The following is a 17217-nucleotide window of genomic DNA, read 5'->3' on the forward strand; positions in this document are numbered from 1 at the left end:
ACTCCTTAGGCGACCTTGACGACGCGTTGCACGAAGATGCCGGGCGTCACCACGGCTTCCGGGTCGAGTTCGCCGAGCTCGACGATCTCGTTGACCTGGGCGACGGCGACCTTGGCGGCGCTGGCCATGATGGGGCCGAAGTTGCGCGCGGTCATGCGGTAGGTGAGGTTGCCCCAGCGGTCGCCGCGCAGCGCGCCGATGAGCGCGACGTCGCCGTAGATCGGGTATTCGAGCACGTAGTTGCGCCCGTTGATCTCGCGCGTTTCCTTGCCTTCGGCGAGCCGGGTGCCGTAGCCGGTGGGCGTGAAGAAAGCGCCCACGCCCGCGCCCGCGGCGCGGATGCGTTCGGCCAGGTTGCCTTGCGGCACGAGTTCGAGCTCGACCTTGCCGGCGCGATAGAGTTCGTCGAAGACGTACGAATCGGCCTGGCGCGGGAACGAGCAGACCACCTTGCGCACGCGGCCGGCCTTGAGCAGGGCGGCGATGCCGGTCTCGCCGTTGCCGGCGTTGTTGGAGACGACCACCAGATCGCGCGCACCTTGCTCGATGAGCCCGTCGACCAGGGCGTGGGGCATGCCGGCATTGCCGAAGCCGCCGATGAGGACGGTGGAGCCGTCCTTGACGTCGGCCAGCGTGGCGGCGACCGATTCGAATATCTTGTTGACCATAGGGAGTGTCTCGTTCCTGTGCTGAGTCGCGCATACCGTCCGGGTATCGCGGCGCGCAGCGCTCCAAAGAAGCGCCACGGGGAACTCATGATGATATTCCATGCGCGCGCCGCATGTGGGGGTACGGCGCTCAAACAGCGGTAAACTACGCGGGTTTTCGCCCGGTGGCGCTGTGCGCCCACCGGGTTTGTCCATTTGCCGGAGCCTGTTCATGTCCGCGGTCGCGTCCGCCTCTACCCCAGCCAGTGGCGCGATCGCGCCGGTCACCGAGATCATCGCCGAGCTGCGCGCCGGGCGCATGGTGATCCTGGTCGACGAAGAGGATCGCGAGAACGAGGGCGATCTGGTCATGGCCGCCGAATTCGTGACCCCGCAGGCGATCAATTTCATGGTCACGCACGCGCGCGGCCTGGTGTGCCTGACGCTCACGCAGGAGCGCTGCCGCCAGCTCGGCCTGGCGCCCATGGTCAGCGCCAACGGCACGCGCTACGGCACCAATTTCACCGCCTCCATCGAAGCGGCCGAGGGCGTGAGCACCGGCATCTCGGCCGCCGACCGGGCTTACACCATCCGCACCGCGGTCGCGCGCGAGGCCACGCCGGCCGACATCGTCCAGCCCGGCCACGTCTTTCCGATCCAGGCCGTGCCCGGCGGCGTGCTGATGCGCGCCGGCCATACCGAGGCAGGCTGCGACCTGGCAGCGCTGGCCGGGCTGACCCCCGCCGCGGTGATCTGCGAGATCCTCAACGAGGACGGCACGATGGCGCGCCTGCCCGATCTCATGGGCTTCGCGCAACGCCACCAGTTGAAGATCGGCACCATCGTCGACCTGATCCAGTACCGCAGCGAGACCGAGTCCATGCTCGAGCGGCTCGGCGAACGCGAGATGCGCACCGCCTATGGCTGCTTCAGGGCGATCGCCTATCGCGATGCGCCGAGCGGTGCGCCGCACCTGGCGCTGGTCAAGGGCGAGATCGCGCCCGAGACGGAAACCCTGGTGCGCGTGCACGAACCGACCTCGCTGCTCGATCTGCTCGAGACCCGCGTGAGCGCGCATAGCTGGAGCCTGCCGGCCGCGCTCGCCGCCATCGCCGAGGCGCCCGGCCCCGGCGTGGCGGTGCTCCTGAATTGCGGCGGCGACGCCGGCCAGCTCTTCGAAGGCTTTGCCGCCCTGGCCGAGATGGATCGCACGGGCGCGATTCCTGCGCCCATCGATCGCTCGGCCAGCATGGACCTGCGCGCCTACGGCATCGGCGCGCAGATACTGAAAGATCTGAATGTGAACCGCATGCGTCTGCTCGGCCGTCCGCGCCGGATGCCGAGCATGACCGGTTTCTCGCTGTCCGTCACCGGCTTCGAGTCCGGACCGGCCGCCTCGGCGGCCGACTGATGTCTCACCCTATCAACTGCCCACGTGCACAGGACGATACCCTCATGAATCCCTATACCCTGACCCCCGACCTGAACGGCGAAGGCTTGCACATCGGCATCGTGCGGTGCCGCTTCAATGAAGAAATCGGCCTGGCCGAGCTGCAGGCCTGCCTGGACGAACTCGGCAAGCTCGGCGTGGACGAGCGCGACGTCATGGTCGTCACCGTGCCCGGCGCGCTGGAGGCCGGCGTGACCACTGCGCAGCTTGCGGAAACCGAGGAATTCGACGCCCTGATCGTGCTGGGCGCGGTGATCCGCGGCGAAACCTATCATTTCGAGGTCGTCAGCAACGAGAGCGCCGCCGCGTTGGGCCGCGTTGCGCAGGCCACCGGCATCCCGGTCGCCAACGGCATCCTCACCACGGAAACCGACGAGCAGGCCGAGGCGCGCGCCGAGCCCAAGGGCCGCGACTGCGCCCGTGCCGCGGTGGAAATGGCCAACCTCCTGTCCGCGCTCGAGCCGGAAGCCGACGAGGAAGACGAAGACGACGATGACGACGTCTTCGACGACGAGGACGAAGACGGCAACCAGGGGCGGCTGCAATGAGTGACGCCGCCGGGTCCGCGCGTCCGACGGCGCGCAGCGCGCGCCGCCGTGCGCGCGAATTCGCCTTGCAAGGCACCTACGAATGGCTGGTCAAGGGGGGGCAGGACCTCACCGATCTCACCACCATCGACGCGCACATGCGCGACAGCGAAGGCTTTCTCCAGGCCGACGCCGATTATTTCCACACGCTGCTCTACGGCGCCACGCGCGAGGCCGACGAACTGCGCCGGCGCTTCAGCCCGCACGTCGACCGTCCGCTGTCCGAGCTGTCGCCGGTCGAGCACGCGATCCTGCTGATCGCCAGCCTGGAACTGGTGCACCAGGTCGAGGTGCCGTACAAGGTAGTCATCAACGAAGCCGTCGAACTGGCCAAGTCCTTCGGCGGCACCGACGGCTTCAAGTTCGTCAATGGCGTGCTCGACAAGCTCGCCATCGACGTGCGCGAGGCCGAGGTCGCGGCGGCGCGTCGGCGCTGATCGTACGCCGGTGTCCGAATTCGATCTCATCCGGCGCCACTTCACCCGGCCGGCCCCGGCCGGCATCCTGGGCGTGGGCGACGACTGCGCGCTGCTGCCCGCCATGCCGGGTGCCTGGGCCGTCAGCACCGACCTGCTGCTGCAAGGTCGGCATTTCTTCGCCGACGTCGATCCGCGCGCCCTCGGCCACAAGGCCCTGGCCGTCAACCTCTCGGATCTGGCCGCGATGGGCGCCGAGCCCGCCGGCTTCGTGCTCGGCCTCGGCCTGCCCGCGGTGGACGAGGCCTGGCTCGCCGGCTTCGCCGATGGGCTGCATCGTCTTGCCGAGCGCTGGCGCTGCCCGCTGGTCGGGGGCGACACCACGCGCAGCGACACCGGGATCACGCTGAGCGTCACCGTGTTCGGCCGGGTGGATGCGCGGCGCGCGCTGCGCCGCGATGCCGCGCGCGACGGCGACGACATCTGGGTCTCCGGCACCTTGGGCGAGGCGGACGTGGCCTTGCGCCTGCTGTTGCGGGCGCGGGGGCAGGGCCTCGAGCGCAGCGATGAGCTGGGCCGGGCGCTGGCCGGCTTAGATCCGCAGGCCGCAAGCCGGCTGCTCGAACAGACCCGGCCGCGCCTGGATTGGCCGCAGCCCCGGATCGCGCTGGGCCTGGCGCTGGCCGGCGTCGCCCACGCTGCGATCGACCTGTCCGACGGGCTGTTGCAGGATCTCGGTCACGTCGTCGCGGCCAGCCACTGTGGCGCACTGCTGGATGCGCCGGCGCTGCCGCTTGCCAAACCGCTCGCCGCCCTGGGCGAACGGCCCGCCTGGCAGGCTGCCTTGGGCGGCGGCGATGTGTACGAACTTTGCTTCACCGCCCCCGTGGCCGCGCGCGCGCGGATCGCCGCCATGGCCGGGCGCCTGGATCTGCCGCTCACGCGCATCGGCCGCATGGACGCGGCCGTCGACGGCATCGGCGTACGAGGCTCCCAGGGCGAGCTGCTCGATGCCGCGACCCTGCCGCAGGGCTTCGATCACTTCCGCTGATCCTTCTTCCTCTTTCTTCTCCACCCCATCGATTCGCCCCATGCCGCCTCGCCATCCGCCTTCGGTCCCACGCCTCCTGCCCACGCCGCACTGGATGAGGCAGCGCCTGGCGCGCATCGTGGCGTTCGGCTTCGGCAGCGGGCTGCTGCGCCCGGCGCCCGGCACTTGGGGCACACTGGCCGCCTGGCTGCTGTGGGTGATCGCGGTGGGCCACCTGGCGCCCTGGGGCATCGCGCTGGTGCTGATCCTCGGCTTCGCGTATGGCGTATGGGCCTGCGACACCGTGGGCCGGGAACTCGGCGCGCCGGATCACGGCGGCATGGTGTGGGACGAGATCATCGCCTTCTGGCTGGTGCTCGCCTTCGTGCCCGGCGATTTGTTCGCGCAGGCGCTCGCCTTCGTACTGTTTCGCGCGTTCGATGTCGTCAAGCCGGCGCCGATCCGGCAGATCGACCGCCGCGTCAAGGGGGGGCTGGGCGTCATGCTGGACGACATCCTGGCCGCGGGCTACGCATTGCTGGTCTATGCCATCATTGTCTGGATCGCTCATTGATGGGATGAGACCCCGGGGCCGGACTCGCAGCTCCTGCGCTGCGTGCGTGCGGCCTCTTGCCAGAGGAATCCAACATGTTTGCATCCGAAATACTCGCTGCGTCCGAACGCCTGGGTGAACTGCTCGTAGCCCGCGGCCAGACCGTCACCACCGCCGAGTCCTGCACGGGCGGCCTGATCGCCGGCGCTATCACCGAGACCGCCGGCTCCAGCAATTGGTTCGACGGCGGTTTCATCACCTATGGCAACGAGGTCAAGCAGCGCGTGCTCGGCGTGCGCGCCGACACCCTCGCCAGCGACGGCGCGGTCAGCGAGCGTACCGTCCGCGAGATGGCCGAGAGCGCTGTCCTGCGGTTGCCGGCCGACTGGTCCATCGCCGTGAGCGGCATCGCCGGCCCCGGCGGGGGAGCGCCGGGCAAGCCCGTCGGCACCGTCTGGCTGGCCCTGGGCCGGCGCGAAGGCGGCCTGGCCCACACCCAGGCCGAGTTGCGCCAGTTCCCGGGCAGCCGTGCCGAAGTGCGCCAGGCGACGGTGGGTTTTGCGCTGGCTTGGCTGATCCGCGAAATCGAAGAGCAGGCGATGGTGGCGTGAGCCGTGACGAGGGAAAGCCCGCGGCGCGTGATGGGCTGTCCTGCACGGGGGCCGTATCGGCGGCGGACGGGACGTGCTTTCCGGCTGGCGCTCGCGCAGCGATCGCCGCGCGCCCCGGGCCCACGTTCAGGCGTCCGCGCCATCCTCCTCCAGGAAGCCGGTCAACAGCTCCCGCGCCAGCGCTTCCTGCGCCGGGTCGACCATCAGCGTCTGCAGGTTGAAGTCGTCGGCGAGGGCGTTCGGATACAGCGTGCCGCCCGCGCCTCCCTGGAAGTAGTGGCGCACGCCGTAGGCTTGCATGAGCGAGGCGAGGACAGCGGCTTCGGCGCTGGATTTGAGGCGGTAGACCGGGACCATGCGGGCTCCGTTGCGAGCGCGCAGCCGTGGGCCGGCTCCGCGCGGGTCGTAAGTCAGGCAGGCGCGCCGATGCGCGCGGCGTTGATCGCATCGCGCGTATCGCGCGCGGCCGCCGCCGCCGCGGCGCGCCAGTCCTCGCCCGGCGCATAGAGAATCGCGCGCGACGAATTGATGAGCAGGCCGGTGCCGCGGGTATCCAGCCCCGCCTGCACCGTCAGGGGTACGCTGCCGCCCTGGGCGCCGACACCCGGGACGAGAATGGGCACGCCGGCGCCCACCGTCGCGCGCACCTTGGCGAGCTCATCGGGAAAGGTTGCACCCACCACCAGGCCCAGTTGCCCATCCAGGGCGTCCGCGCGCTCGCGCCAGACCTGGGTCGTCAGCCGCGCGACGCGCAGGTACAGGGGTTCGCCCTCGAGCGTCAGGAACTGCAGGTCGGAGCCGCCCGGGTTGGAGGTGCGGCACAGCACGAACACGGCACGGTCGCGCCAGTCGAGATAGGGGGCGACGGAGTCGTAGCCCATGTACGGATTCACGGTGACGGCGTCGGCGCGGTAGCGCTCGAAGGCTTCGCGGGCATATTGCGCGGCGGTGGGGCCGATGTCCCCGCGCTTGGCGTCGAGCACGATGGGAATGCCGGGATGCTTCTCGCGGATGTGGCGGCAGATCGCTTCGAGCTGCTCCTCGGCGCCTTCGGCCGCGAAGTAGGCGATCTGCGGCTTGAACGCGCAGGCGTAGGCGGCGGTGGCGTCGACGATCTCGCGGCAGAATTCGAGCACCGCGTCCGGCCTGCCCCTGAGTTCGGCGGGCAGGCGGGAAAGGTCGGGGTCCAGCCCCACGGTGAGCAGCGAGCCGCTGGCGGCCCAGGCCGCGTCGAGCTTGTCGAGAAAGGTCATGCAGAGAACCGATGGGATGGAGAAGCCGCCGGCGCGGCCGATAGGCGGATGTTAACCGACACCCCTGGCGCGCATCACGCGCAGGCGCAGCCAGAAGGTGAGCCCGAGGTTGAGCGCCGCCAGTGCGGTGAGCAGCCACAGGGTGGCCGCCGCGCCCGCGTGCGCAATGACGAAGCCGCAGGCGAGCGGGGTGAGCGCCTGGCAGAACAAGGACGAGCGGGAGAGCCGGCCCATCACCGGGGCCAGCGCGGCGGGGGGCAGCAGCGCGAGCGGCAAGGTGCCGCGCACCAGCGCGCGCAAGCCGTTGCCGATGCCGTAGCAGACGATGCCCAGGGCCGCGGCCTGCGGACTGGCGCTCAGCAGCAGCAGGCCGACGGCGACGAAGGCCGCCGAGACCAGGGCCATCAGGGTCGGATGCAGCCGCTTCAGGAACAGGGTCAGCACGCGCATGGCGACCATGCTGGGCCCGATCAGGGCGGCCAGCGCGATCGCCGCGGTGGCCGAGTGGCCGACGCCCTGCAGCATCACGATCATCTGCACCACGACCGCGGTCATGATGATGGCGGCGATCGAGAATACCAGCGAGAGCAGCAGGTAGTCGGCCCTGGGCAGGGGTGCCGCGGGGGCGGTGCCGGGCAGGGCGGCGCCGGACCTCTCGCCGCTCGGAGGCGGCGCATCGGTGCGCGCGGCGCCGTCCGGCGGCAGCGCCTTGAGGTAGATCGGCAGCAGGACGAGTGCGGTCACGCCTGCATAGACAAGACAGGTCGTGCGCCATCCCATCGATGCCTCCATCCAGGCCTGGATAGGCCAGACCAAGGTGGTAGTGAAACCGGCCACCAGCGTGACCGCGTTGATCGCGGGCCGCGCTGCCTGGCCGTACAACAGGCCCAGCGTGGTGAACAGCGGGTCGTACAGCGCGCCCGCCATGCCGACGCCGATGAGGCACCATCCGGCGAAGAAGACCGGAAAGTTGGGCGCGGCGCCGACGATCGCCAGACCGCCCGCGATGATCCAGCCCGAGACGATCAGCAGCCGCCTGCCGCGGCGGCGCGCGATGTAGACGTTGGCGCGCGGCGAGAGCAGCGCCGAGACGAGGATGCTGACGGTGAGCGCACCGTAGATCCAGGGCAGGGGCCAGCCGGTATCGCGGTGGATGGGTTCGGCCAGTACCGAGAGCAGGAAGAACGAGGCGCCCCAGACGAGAATCTGGGCGATGCCCAGCAACAGGCTGGCGGGCAGCGGTACGTGCGCCGGGCGGCGCGGGGTGGAGGCAGTCATGCAGATCGGTCGGAGTCGTGCCGCTGGGTTGGCGCCCGGCCATGCGCGGCGCGCCAGCGTCGTATCCATGGCCACCGCGCCGGGCTCGCGACGATGACGGACAGGGCTCTATGGTAGCGCGCCGGCCAAATCTGCGATCATGGCGGCACTACCCGCACACTATCCGCACGGACCCGACGATGAGCACCCTGCGCACCCTCTATCCTCCCATCGAACCCTACGCCAGCGGCATGCTCGACGTGGGCGATGGACACACGCTCTACTACGAGCGCTGCGGCACGCCGGGCGCCAAGCCCGCCGTCTTCCTGCATGGCGGCCCCGGCGGCGGCATCTCGCCCGACCAGCGCCGCCTGTTCGACCCCGCCCGCTACGACGTGCTGCTCTTCGAGCAGCGCGGCTGCGGGCGCTCCACGCCGCATGCCTCGCTCGAGGCCAACACCACCTGGCATCTGGTGCAGGACATCGAGCGCCTGCGCGAGCTTGCCGGCGTCGAGCGCTGGCTGGTGTTCGGCGGCTCCTGGGGCTCGACGCTGGCGCTCACCTACGCCCAGACGCACCCCGAGCACGTGAGCGAGCTGGTGCTGCGCGGCATCTACCTGGTGACGCAGGCGGAGCTGCGCTGGTACTACCAGTTCGGCGTGTCCGAGATGTTCCCCGACAAGTGGGAGCGCTTCCAGGCGCCGATACCGCAAGCCGAGCGCGGCGACATGATGGCGGCCTACCGCAAGCGCCTCACCGGCGACGATGAAGCCGCCAGGCTGGAGGCGGCCAAGGCCTGGACGATCTGGGAAGGCGAGACGGTCACGCTGCTGCCCGATGCCGCGCACACCGAGGCCTTCAGCGACGGCCATTTCGCGCTCGCCTTCGCGCGCATCGAAAACCACTACTTCGTGCATGGCGCCTGGCTGGAGGAAGGCCAGTTGCTGCGGGACGCCGGCAAGCTGCACGGCATCCCGGGCACCATCGTGCACGGCCGCTACGACATGCCGTGCCCGCTGCGCTACGCCTGGGCCCTGCACCAGGCCTGGCCGCAGGCGGATTTCCACCTGATCGAGGGTGCCGGGCATGCCTATTCCGAACCGGGCATCCTGGATCGGCTGATCCGGGCGACGGACGGGTACGCGGGCGGCCAGGCATTGCCCGCGTCCTGACGACGATGCACCGCGGGGAAGGCACCGCCGCCCGTTCGCAGCGAAGTCAGTCCGGCAGGATCGGGTTTCGATGGGCGAGCGGGATCACGCCGGAATCGGCAGCGACAGAAGCGGCGCGTACTGCTGTCCCCCATGCAGGTCGCCGTCGCCCAGTTCCCCCGAGGGCCTCGGGCGGGGAATGCTGAATTTGATCGCCAGGGCGTTGTCGCACTCGAAGAACTTCGTTTTTTCCGCCGGGCAACCATAGAGCGCAGCCATGGTTGCGCGCGTGAGCGTCCCGGAAGCCTTGACGCGTTCGTAGTTCTCCCGGCTCGAGAACATGATGTCGAACGTCAGGCTGAACGGGCCCGCGTTTTTGCTGCGAATGAGCACGGCCAGCTCGGATAGCGGTGTCGTCATGCGTTCACTCCAGGATGAGATGCTCGGTGCGGAACATGTCGCGGTACGAATCCGGCACGGCCACATGATTGAGGTTGAAGCGGTAGACCGGCCCGCGCTCGAGATAGGCCGGGTTGTGCAGGCAGGCGAAGCCGGTGATGGAGCCCTTCCATTTCTCGATGGGAAAGTGGAGCAGGGGCTGCCTGCTCATCTTGGCGATCTGCGTCGCCAGCTCCTGTGTCGGCGCGGTCGCCTCGAACACGATGCCCACCTCGTGCGGAATGGCGCCCGCCTGCGGCTCCAGCGCTCCCATCACCGCGCCCTTGCCGTAGACATGGAAATTGAGGACGTAGTCGTCCGGGCCGAGCTTGCCGGCCATGACCTCGCCGATGGATTTCTCGATGCGTTCGCGTACGCCCGCCAGCCAGGCGTCGAGATCCGCGATGATGAAGGGGTCGCGTATGCCCCCGATGATGATGGACTGGTAGCCGCACAGTTCGGCGCCTTCCAGCTTCACGGTATAGGTGTCCGCCGGCAGGAAAGCGCTGCCCGTGATCCTGACGCTGGTGCCGTCCTCCATGGCCTCGAACCTGGCGTGCGTCAGGTCGAGCGTGCCGGAGCATTCCTTGTGCAGGTACGGGTCCGAGTTTTCATAAAGGCTGTGCGCCGCCACGCTCTGCGGCGTGCACCGCAACCCCTTGCCGATCGGCTGGATGATGCCGTGGTCCTGGCATATGCGGCCGAGAATCACCCCGTTTCCGCTGGTCTCGCAAACCATCGTTCCGCATTCGATGGCCTTGCCGACATGCCAGGCGAGCCCGGCGGGAAAGCCCGCTGCTACCGGCATGGCCGCGTACAGGGCGGGGTCGCTGCAGCGCCCAGCGAGGATGAGCTGCGCCCCGCCCGCCAGCGCATCCTGCAGCGGCTCCACGCCCATCATCCCCACGATCCGCGAGCTGTGGGTGAAGGTGCGCTCGGTGATGTCCGGCGCGGGTTCCAGGGCCCGGATCCGGCCGCTTCTGTACAGCCCGAGCAGGTAGTCCGGCGCCTGCTCGGCGCGGATCACGGCTGTCCTGACGCGCCATCCCTCGCTTGCGCAGATGTCGCGGGCGATGTCGAGCACTTCGTCCAGGTGGGGATCGCCGCCGGCGGTGCCCGCCGAACCGATCAACACGGGGATGTTGGCCTTGAGGCCGGCGCGCAGCATGGTGGAAAGATCCCTGCGCACGGCTGCGCGGGAATAGGCGGCTTCGCCCTTGCCCAGGGAGAACGGCCCCGCGTCGGTGGTCCCGGCATCGGCGGCAATGAAGTGAGGCCGGTGCGCAAGCGCCTCGTCCAGGTATTTCTCGTCGATGGCCCTGGCGCCCAGGCCGCCGCTTGCGGCAATGAATCTGATCTCGTCCATGGCGGCTCCTCAACCCGTCGTATGTCGTGTGCGGCCCGATGGCATGTCGCCGGGCGATTCGAGATGCAGGTCTCGGATGAAAAGCAGGTCGTCGACACGTGGCATCGCGCCCAGCGAGATGCGATCGTCGAAGTACAGGACGGCGCCGTCCGCGCCCAGCCTGGGCCAGTGCGGCAGGTCGTCGCCGTTCGGGTTGCCGGTGGCTGCGAAGCGTACCCAGGCGGCCATCATCTGCTCGCCGAGCGAACGGGCCGCGGGACTGGGCGGGCGCGCCGGATCGCCCACGAACCGCAGGCCGCCCTGTGCCAGCGTGCCGAACACATAGGGCAGTTCGTCGTCATGCGTGGGCAGGTGATCGGCGCCGTCGTTCGGACGCGCGAATACGTATTGGTACACCGGTGCGCCGAGTTCGCGCATGGACTGCGCGACGCGCCAGGTGCCATAGCTGAACTGCGTATCTCCGATGACTCTTTCCAGGGCCGGCACCACGTCCTCGTCCTGCGTCGCGCGGTAATTGCGCGGGAGCGCGTCGAGCGAGCCGAAGCTGTCCGCGAGATAGGCCTCGAGCTGCGCCACGCTGCGTATGGCGAACCGGTCTGACAGACGCTTTCCTTCGTTGGCGGCGATGCCGGTGACGAGCGGCATGGGGCGCACGCGCCCACGGCGATAGTTGTCCACGTCGTCACCTTGCACGATCCAGCCGTCCACGATCGGCCCGAGCCCGCGCGGCGAGGCGAGCTTTCTTCGCGCCGGCACGAGCAGCGAGGTCATCTCCAGCAGCTTGTGCGCCGGCAGGTCCCGCATGGCCGCGATATCCGAGCCGATGCGCTCGCCCGAAGCCTCGGCCTCGGTCAAGGTGGCCATCGGCCGCATCGCCCCCGGGCTATGCAATATGGCCTGGGAGAACAGACCGGCTGCCAGCGGGCAAGCCATGAGCAGATGCGTGCAACTGGCCCCGGCCGACTGGCCGAACACCGTGACTCGGTCCGGGTCGCCGCCGAAGGCCGCGATGTTCTCCCGGACCCAGCGCAGCGCCTCGATCTGATCGAGCAGCCCGTAATTGCCGGAGCTGCCGTGGGGGGATTCCGCGGACAGCCCGGCATGGGCGAGAAAGCCCGGCAGGCCGAGCCGGTAGTTGAGGGTGACGAGCACGACCCCCCGTCGCGCCAGCGCCTGGCCGTCGTAGATGGCGTGCGAGCCGGACCCCCTGGTGTAGCCGTCCCCGTGGATCCACACCATGACGGGGCGGCGTTCCTCGGGGGACCGGGCCCCTGTCCATACATTGAGATAAAGGCAGTCCTCGCTCATGCCGCAGCCGCGCAGGTGCGGGTGCGGCGTCTGCACGCAGTCCGGCCCGAAGGCCAGGGCATCGCGGATGCCGGCCCAGCCGGCATGCGGGCGAGGAGGGGCCCAGCGCAGCGGGCCCACGGGCGGCATGGCGTAGGGGATGCCACGGTATACGTCCACGTCTTCCCGGAAGCCGCGCAGGGCGCCGCGAGGTGTATGGGCGACACAAGTCGCATTCGACGTCTTTTGCATGAATTAACTGATCCTGATGTCGGCGCTCTTGACCAGCGCCGCGATGTCGCGGGATTCCTGCGCCATGAACTCCGCCAGTTGGACGCCCGTCATCGACATCGGCGCTTCGCCTTCGCGAGCGGCCATCTCGACGAACGACGGATCGGCCTGGAGACGCGCGATTTCGTCGCTCAGGCGTTGGGCGATCGAGGCGTCCAGGCCCGCCGGCGCAATCAGCGCGTACCAGCCGGAGAAGCTGTAGCCGGGAACCGATTCCGCGATGGGAGGAATGTCCGGAAACGCCGCCAGCCGCTGCGGCCGAGTGATGCCCAGCCCCGTCAGGCTGCCGGCGTGGATCTGCTCCGAGACGGCGGACAGGCCGAAGAACGCCACGTCGACCACGCCGCTCATCAGGTCCGGCACGAGCGCGGAAACGCCCCTGTAGGCGACATTGACGACATCGATGCCTCCGATCTGCTGCAGCACCCGCCCTTGCAGGTCGACCGACGTGCCCACGCCCGACGACCCGAAATTGACTTTTCCGGGGTACTGCCTGGCGTAGGCGATCAGATCGGCGGCCGTCTTGGCCGGAAAGCCCGGGCGCGCCGCCAGCACGCCGCAGGATTCGAGCACGGTGCAAACCGGCGTGACCTGCTTCAAGGCGTCGTAGCGCACCGCGGTGTTGACCAGGGGAATGATGATGTGGTTCTTGGCCACCAGGGCCAGCGTGTAGCCGTCCGGCGGCGACGAGATCAGCCTTTCGGTGCCGATGATCCCGCCGGCTCCCGGAATGTTCTCGACGACGACCGCCGTGCCCAGCCCCCGGTTCAGGTGATCGCCCACCCGCCTGGCCAGTTTGTCCACGGAAGACCCCGCGGAATTCGGCGTGATCAGGCGTATCGGCCTGGACGGATACGGATCGGCGCGTACGGCCGTCAAAGGCAGGGCGGCGCCGAGCACGGCAGCCGTGCCGAGGAATCCGCGCCTTGAAAGCTTGTGCATGTTGTCTCCTCCCATGTGCCTCGTTCGCGCCGTGCGGTTTGACGCGAAAGAGGCCGCCATTGTTTAGGCGAGGCAGGAGTTTCTCCAAGCGAAAAAAACGAGCGCATTGTGTCGTGGCGGGACACAATGCGCCTGGCGCCTAGGTGCGAGGGTCGGCTCTGAGCAATTGCGCCATGCAGTCCCACAGCGCCTGCGCAGGAATGCCGAGCCGGGCTTGCCGGCGTACCAGGTAGATGCTCCGTTGCAGTGTGGGGGCGGTCAGCGGGACGGCCACCAGCCCGGGTATGAAGCCGGCCAGAAGCTTGGGTACCGGCGCGACGAATTCCCCGGACTTCAGATAACCCAACAGCGAGGACAGCAGCCCGACTTCGTAGAACCAGGACAGCTCGATGTTCGCTTGGGCCAGGGACTTGTCTATGAGTTTCCTGGTCGATACGTGAGGCTTGAAGCCGACGATCTTCCAGGCGTTCAACTCTTCCCAGCACATGTCGGTACGTTGGGCCAGCGGGTGCTCGACACTGCAGACGACGACGAACGGGTCCGTCGCGATGAGCTCGGAAATCAGGTCGCGCTGAGCATCCAGGACCGTGGTGACCGCGAACTCGACTTCATGGTTCAGGACCGCCGCGGTGATGTGCGAGCCTTCCCCGTCGCGCAGGTTGACGTGCACGTCGGGGAAGTCGCGCTTGAACGCCGCGACGGCGACGGGGAACTGGGAAAAGGCCACGGTCGCAATGCAGCCCACGGAGATCTGACCCTCCAGTCCCAGCGCCACGCGCGACACTTCCTCCACGCAGTCGTCCAGCGCGTGCAGCAAGGGTTCGGCCCGGGCCAGCAAGTGTCTTCCCAGCGGGGTCAGCTCCATGTTGCGGGTGCTGCGCTCCACGATGGGGCCGCCTATCGACATCTCCATCTTGGCGATCCGCTTGCTCAGTGCGGACGGCGTGATGGCAAGCGCGTCCGCGGCGCGATTGAAGCTGCCTTGCCGCGCCAGCTCGAAAAGCGCCCGCAGATCGGGAACGTTGTAGTTGATGCGCGTCATGGCGTGACTGACCCGTAGGGGGCGACCCACCGCCGTTGCGGCGTGTGCACGTCGGCATCGGCGTGCCGCCGATGCGCAGCGGTGCAGGCCCGGGCGGGCCGGTGGTCTTCGCTGGCCTCGAGTGTACGCGCAAGGCCCGGCCCGGCACGCCGGGTCACGGCGACGCCGGCGTGCCGGGCGCGCCCGCGCATCAGGCCTGCGCGAGAGCGGCGTCCGTCACGCTCGCATCGAACCTCAATCGAGCACGATCTGGTTCGTGGCGATCACTTCGCGCCAGCGTGCCTGGTCTTGATCGAGATAGGTGCGGATCTCGCCCCTCGAGCGCGGCTGCTGCACGATCAGGCCCAGGCCGTTGAAGGTCTCCCGGAAGGTGGCGTTCTGCATCGCCGCGTCGGCCGCTTCGCGCAGCACGTCCAGGGCGGCCGGCGGCGTGCCCGCCGGCGCGGCCAGGCCGAACCAGGTAGTCGCCTGGTAGCCCGGGTAGCCGCTCTCGGCGATGGTGGGCGTGTCGGGCAGGGGGGCGAGCCGCTCGGCCGACGTCACGGCGAGCGCCTTGAGCTTGCCGGCACGGATCAGGGGCAGCGAGGTGCTCACCACGTCCATCATGAACTGGACGTCGCCCGCCATGAGCGCGGTGAGCGCCGGCGCGCTGCCGTTGTAGGGCACGTGCATGGCCTGCATGTCGGCGCGCCCCTTGAGCATTTCGGCCGCCAGATGCACGGGATTGCCCCGGCCGACGGATGCGTAGTTGAGCTTGCCGGGGTTGGCCTTGTCGTAGGCCACCAGGCCCGGCACGTCGGACGCGGGCACCGACGGGTTCACCACGGCGACCATCGGTATCTCGGCGATCACGGCGAAAGTCTGTATCTGGGCAGGATCGTAGGACAGGCTGCGATACAGCAGCGGGTTGAGTACCGCACTGGCGCTGCTGGCCATGAGCAGGGTGTAGCCGTCGGGCGCGGCGCGGGTCAGTTGGGTAGCGGCGATCTGGGTGTTCGCGCCGGGTTTGTTCTCCACGACCACGGGTTGGCCGAGCCGCTCGCTCATGCCTTGGGCGGTGGCGCGCGCGAGCTGGTCCGCCGAGCCGCCGGGCGCATAAGGCACGATCAGCGTGATCGGGCGCTCGGGGAAGGCCGCATGGGCCATCGAGGCCAGGGCCAGGCAGGTCAGGGCGCCGCCCAGTGCGGCGCGCAAGGTGTGATGCATCTCGGGTCTCCTCCTGAGTGTTGGGCGCCGCGCCTCAGATGCGCCGCGTCTGTCCCTGCCAATAGGGCTCGCGCAGATGGCGCTTGGCGATCTTGCCGTTTTCGTCGCGCGGCAGGGCATCGCGGATCTCGATGATCCGGGGTATCTTGAAGCGCGCCAGGCGCTGCGACAGCCAGTCGATGATGCTGGCCGAATCCAGCCGCGCGCCGGGCTGCGGCTGCACCATGCCGAGCAGCCGCTCGCCGTACTCGGCGTCCGGTATGCCGAACACCACGCAATCGCCCACACCGGGGTATTGCAGCAGTTGGTGTTCGATCTCGGCGGGATAGATGTTCACGCCTCCCGAGATCACCATGTTCGAGGCGCGGTCGCACAGGAACAGGAAGCCGTCCTCGTCCAGATAACCCATGTCGCCCAGGCAGACGAGCCCCTCGTGCTCGATCTCGGCGCGGGCCTGGGGGCGGTTGCGATAGGTGAAATCGGGGTAGGCCGGCTGGCGAAAGAAGATGCGGCCGATCTCGCCGGCCGGCACCGGGCGCTGCCCATCGTCCAGGATGCGGATGACGGCGCCGTCGATGGGCAGCCCGGCGGTGCCCGGCCGCGTCAGGGCGTGCTCGGAAGTGGCCAGGGTGATCATCCCGCCTTCGCTGGAGCCGTAGGTTTCATGGATCACCGGGCCGAACCAGTCGATCATCGCCCGCTTGACCTCGGGCGCGCACGGCGCGCCGGTGGAGCCGATGAAGCGCAGCGAGGATACGTCGTAGCGGCGCCGCACGTCCTGCGGCAACTGCAGCAGTCGTACATACATGATCGGTACCAGGTAGGTGGTGTCGATGCGCAGTTCCTGCACGAGCCGCAGGAAGTCCTCGGCATCGAAGCGCGGCATGAGCGCAAGCAGCTCGGCATTCTGCAGCGCGGTCTGGGCGAAGGCACTCGGCCCGCTGTGGTAGATCGGCGCGGTCATCAGCGCGCGGCAGCCGGGCCGCAGCCCGAAGGCGATCTCGGCGATGCGCTGGGTGGCCTTGGTGCGCGCGGCGGCTTGCTCGAGCGGCACGGGCAGGCGTACCACGCCCTTGGGCCGGCCGGTGGTTCCGGAGGTGTAGGCCATGTGCGCGCGCGGCGCCACGACGGGGCCGTCGTAGGGGCGCTGCTGTGCAAGCCAGGGCTCGTAGGCCGTGGCGCCGGCATGTGCAGCCGCGTCGCCGACGACGAGCACCGGCACGCCGTCCGGGACGGCGGCCCGCACCGGGCCGAGCAGCGTGTCGCCGGCGATCAGCAGCCTGGCGCCGCTGTCCTCGAGGATGTAGGCGATCTCGGCCGTGGTGAGGTGCCAGTTGAGCGGGCAGTAGTAGCACCCGGCCTGGCGGCAGGCCAGGATCGTTTCGAGAAATTCGATCGAGTTGCGCAGCAGCACCGCGACCACGTCGCCTTCGCGCAGGCCCAGCGCGCGCCAGCCGCCCGCCAAGCGTTCGGCGCGTTGAGCCAGAGCGGAGCCGGCGAGTGGGCGATCCGCGACCAGGACGTCAGCCGGCATGGCGGAAGCTTCCGTGGGCGAAGGTGAATGAAGGGGGCATGCGTGTCTCCGGGCTGGGATGGCGGCGGCATCGCCCGGGCATGGCGGGCGGCGGCTTTTTTTCGTTGGCCTAGCGTACCAACGTGCCCAGGTATTGACAATCTCACGAAATCGACC

The 17217-nt window shown here is 69.0% G+C and carries 18 protein-coding genes; 7 read left to right on the forward strand and 11 right to left on the reverse strand.

Annotation, left to right across the window (positions count from 1 at the left end; genetic code table 11):
- Positions 1–5 precede the first annotated feature (5 nt).
- Positions 6–668, reverse strand: a complete 663-nt coding sequence (locus tag FOZ76_RS05410; protein ID WP_143947117.1) for a 3-oxoacid CoA-transferase subunit A — start codon at positions 666–668, stop codon at positions 6–8.
- A 211-nt stretch (positions 669–879) separates the two neighbouring features.
- Here FOZ76_RS05410 and ribBA point away from each other — a divergent pair, with 211 nt between their 5' ends.
- From ribBA to FOZ76_RS05440, 6 genes are all read left to right on the forward strand, one after another.
- Positions 880–2058, forward strand: coding sequence for a bifunctional 3,4-dihydroxy-2-butanone-4-phosphate synthase/GTP cyclohydrolase II (gene ribBA / locus FOZ76_RS05415; protein ID WP_143947118.1), 1179 nt, complete (start codon positions 880–882; stop codon positions 2056–2058).
- 44 nt (positions 2059–2102) lie between these two features.
- Positions 2103–2645: a 6,7-dimethyl-8-ribityllumazine synthase gene (gene ribH / locus FOZ76_RS05420; RefSeq protein WP_143947119.1), complete on the forward strand. Its 543-nt coding sequence runs from the start codon at positions 2103–2105 to the stop codon at positions 2643–2645.
- A complete protein-coding gene (gene nusB, locus FOZ76_RS05425; protein WP_143947120.1) occupies positions 2642–3121 on the forward strand; it encodes a transcription antitermination factor NusB in 480 nt (159 codons plus the stop codon). The genes ribH and nusB overlap by 4 nt, the downstream gene beginning before the upstream one ends.
- A gap of 10 nt (positions 3122–3131) precedes the next feature.
- On the forward strand, positions 3132–4151 hold the full coding sequence (gene thiL / locus FOZ76_RS05430) for a thiamine-phosphate kinase (protein ID WP_246129306.1): 1020 nt from the start codon (positions 3132–3134) through the stop codon (positions 4149–4151).
- Between the two features lie 40 nt (positions 4152–4191).
- Positions 4192–4704, forward strand: a complete 513-nt coding sequence (locus FOZ76_RS05435) for a phosphatidylglycerophosphatase A family protein (protein WP_143947122.1) — start codon at positions 4192–4194, stop codon at positions 4702–4704.
- 74 nt (positions 4705–4778) lie between these two features.
- Positions 4779–5294, forward strand: a complete 516-nt coding sequence (locus tag FOZ76_RS05440) for a CinA family protein (protein WP_143947123.1) — start codon at positions 4779–4781, stop codon at positions 5292–5294.
- Positions 5295–5420: 126 nt separating this feature from the next.
- On the opposite strand, the gene FOZ76_RS05445 is transcribed toward FOZ76_RS05440, so the two are convergent.
- The 3 genes from FOZ76_RS05445 to FOZ76_RS05455 are packed head-to-tail and all read right to left on the reverse strand — an operon-like array spanning position 5421 to position 7825.
- Positions 5421–5651, reverse strand: a complete 231-nt coding sequence (locus FOZ76_RS05445; RefSeq protein WP_143947124.1) for a hypothetical protein — start codon at positions 5649–5651, stop codon at positions 5421–5423.
- A gap of 53 nt (positions 5652–5704) precedes the next feature.
- Positions 5705–6547 (reverse strand): orotidine-5'-phosphate decarboxylase, encoded by an 843-nt coding sequence (gene pyrF, locus FOZ76_RS05450; RefSeq protein ID WP_143947125.1) that lies wholly within the window; start codon positions 6545–6547, stop codon positions 5705–5707.
- A 51-nt stretch (positions 6548–6598) separates the two neighbouring features.
- Positions 6599–7825: an MFS transporter gene (locus FOZ76_RS05455; protein ID WP_143947126.1), complete on the reverse strand. Its 1227-nt coding sequence runs from the start codon at positions 7823–7825 to the stop codon at positions 6599–6601.
- A gap of 179 nt (positions 7826–8004) precedes the next feature.
- On the opposite strand from FOZ76_RS05455, the gene pip reads away from it, so the two are divergent.
- Positions 8005–8976 (forward strand): prolyl aminopeptidase, encoded by a 972-nt coding sequence (gene pip / locus FOZ76_RS05460; protein ID WP_143947127.1) that lies wholly within the window; start codon positions 8005–8007, stop codon positions 8974–8976.
- 84 nt (positions 8977–9060) lie between these two features.
- Here the strand turns inward: pip and FOZ76_RS05465 are convergent, their stop codons facing one another.
- From FOZ76_RS05465 to FOZ76_RS05495, 7 genes are all read right to left on the reverse strand, one after another.
- The gene (locus tag FOZ76_RS05465) at positions 9061–9375 is read right to left on the reverse strand and encodes a DUF4387 domain-containing protein (protein ID WP_143947128.1); all 315 of its coding nucleotides are present in this window, start codon (positions 9373–9375) and stop codon (positions 9061–9063) included.
- A 4-nt stretch (positions 9376–9379) separates the two neighbouring features.
- A complete protein-coding gene (locus FOZ76_RS05470; RefSeq protein ID WP_143947129.1) occupies positions 9380–10759 on the reverse strand; it encodes an acyclic terpene utilization AtuA family protein in 1380 nt (459 codons plus the stop codon).
- Positions 10760–10768: 9 nt separating this feature from the next.
- Positions 10769–12298: a carboxylesterase/lipase family protein gene (locus FOZ76_RS05475; protein ID WP_143947130.1), complete on the reverse strand. Its 1530-nt coding sequence runs from the start codon at positions 12296–12298 to the stop codon at positions 10769–10771.
- 3 nt (positions 12299–12301) lie between these two features.
- Positions 12302–13279: a Bug family tripartite tricarboxylate transporter substrate binding protein gene (locus FOZ76_RS05480; RefSeq protein WP_170235302.1), complete on the reverse strand. Its 978-nt coding sequence runs from the start codon at positions 13277–13279 to the stop codon at positions 12302–12304.
- A gap of 139 nt (positions 13280–13418) precedes the next feature.
- Positions 13419–14321 (reverse strand): LysR family transcriptional regulator, encoded by a 903-nt coding sequence (locus FOZ76_RS05485; RefSeq protein ID WP_143947132.1) that lies wholly within the window; start codon positions 14319–14321, stop codon positions 13419–13421.
- Positions 14322–14555: 234 nt separating this feature from the next.
- The gene (locus FOZ76_RS05490; protein ID WP_143947133.1) at positions 14556–15527 is read right to left on the reverse strand and encodes a Bug family tripartite tricarboxylate transporter substrate binding protein; all 972 of its coding nucleotides are present in this window, start codon (positions 15525–15527) and stop codon (positions 14556–14558) included.
- A gap of 34 nt (positions 15528–15561) precedes the next feature.
- Complete coding sequence (locus FOZ76_RS05495) at positions 15562–17061, reverse strand: AMP-binding protein (protein ID WP_143947134.1); 1500 nt, start codon at positions 17059–17061, stop codon at positions 15562–15564.
- Positions 17062–17217 lie beyond the last annotated feature (156 nt).

The organism is Verticiella sediminum (assembly GCF_007558815.1).
In the GTDB taxonomy this organism is placed as follows: Bacteria; Pseudomonadota; Gammaproteobacteria; order Burkholderiales; family Burkholderiaceae_B; genus Verticiella; species Verticiella sediminum.

Bases quoted from the DNA above. Each gene is read 5' to 3' on its own strand.
- FOZ76_RS05410 (WP_143947117.1), bottom strand. From the start codon at position 668: ATGGTCAACAAGATATTCGAATCGGTCGCCGCCACGCTGGCCGACGTC.
- ribBA (WP_143947118.1), top strand. From the start codon at position 880: ATGTCCGCGGTCGCGTCCGCCTCTACCCCAGCCAGTGGCGCGATCGCG.
- ribH (WP_143947119.1), top strand. From the start codon at position 2,103: ATGAATCCCTATACCCTGACCCCCGACCTGAACGGCGAAGGCTTGCAC.
- nusB (WP_143947120.1), top strand. From the start codon at position 2,642: ATGAGTGACGCCGCCGGGTCCGCGCGTCCGACGGCGCGCAGCGCGCGC.
- FOZ76_RS05435 (WP_143947122.1), top strand. From the start codon at position 4,192: ATGCCGCCTCGCCATCCGCCTTCGGTCCCACGCCTCCTGCCCACGCCG.
- FOZ76_RS05440 (WP_143947123.1), top strand. From the start codon at position 4,779: ATGTTTGCATCCGAAATACTCGCTGCGTCCGAACGCCTGGGTGAACTG.
- FOZ76_RS05445 (WP_143947124.1), bottom strand. From the start codon at position 5,651: ATGGTCCCGGTCTACCGCCTCAAATCCAGCGCCGAAGCCGCTGTCCTC.
- pyrF (WP_143947125.1), bottom strand. From the start codon at position 6,547: ATGACCTTTCTCGACAAGCTCGACGCGGCCTGGGCCGCCAGCGGCTCG.
- FOZ76_RS05455 (WP_143947126.1), bottom strand. From the start codon at position 7,825: ATGACTGCCTCCACCCCGCGCCGCCCGGCGCACGTACCGCTGCCCGCC.
- pip (WP_143947127.1), top strand. From the start codon at position 8,005: ATGAGCACCCTGCGCACCCTCTATCCTCCCATCGAACCCTACGCCAGC.
- FOZ76_RS05465 (WP_143947128.1), bottom strand. From the start codon at position 9,375: ATGACGACACCGCTATCCGAGCTGGCCGTGCTCATTCGCAGCAAAAAC.
- FOZ76_RS05470 (WP_143947129.1), bottom strand. From the start codon at position 10,759: ATGGACGAGATCAGATTCATTGCCGCAAGCGGCGGCCTGGGCGCCAGG.
- FOZ76_RS05475 (WP_143947130.1), bottom strand. From the start codon at position 12,298: ATGCAAAAGACGTCGAATGCGACTTGTGTCGCCCATACACCTCGCGGC.
- FOZ76_RS05480 (WP_170235302.1), bottom strand. From the start codon at position 13,279: ATGCACAAGCTTTCAAGGCGCGGATTCCTCGGCACGGCTGCCGTGCTC.
- FOZ76_RS05485 (WP_143947132.1), bottom strand. From the start codon at position 14,321: ATGACGCGCATCAACTACAACGTTCCCGATCTGCGGGCGCTTTTCGAG.
- FOZ76_RS05490 (WP_143947133.1), bottom strand. From the start codon at position 15,527: ATGCATCACACCTTGCGCGCCGCACTGGGCGGCGCCCTGACCTGCCTG.
- FOZ76_RS05495 (WP_143947134.1), bottom strand. From the start codon at position 17,061: ATGCCGGCTGACGTCCTGGTCGCGGATCGCCCACTCGCCGGCTCCGCT.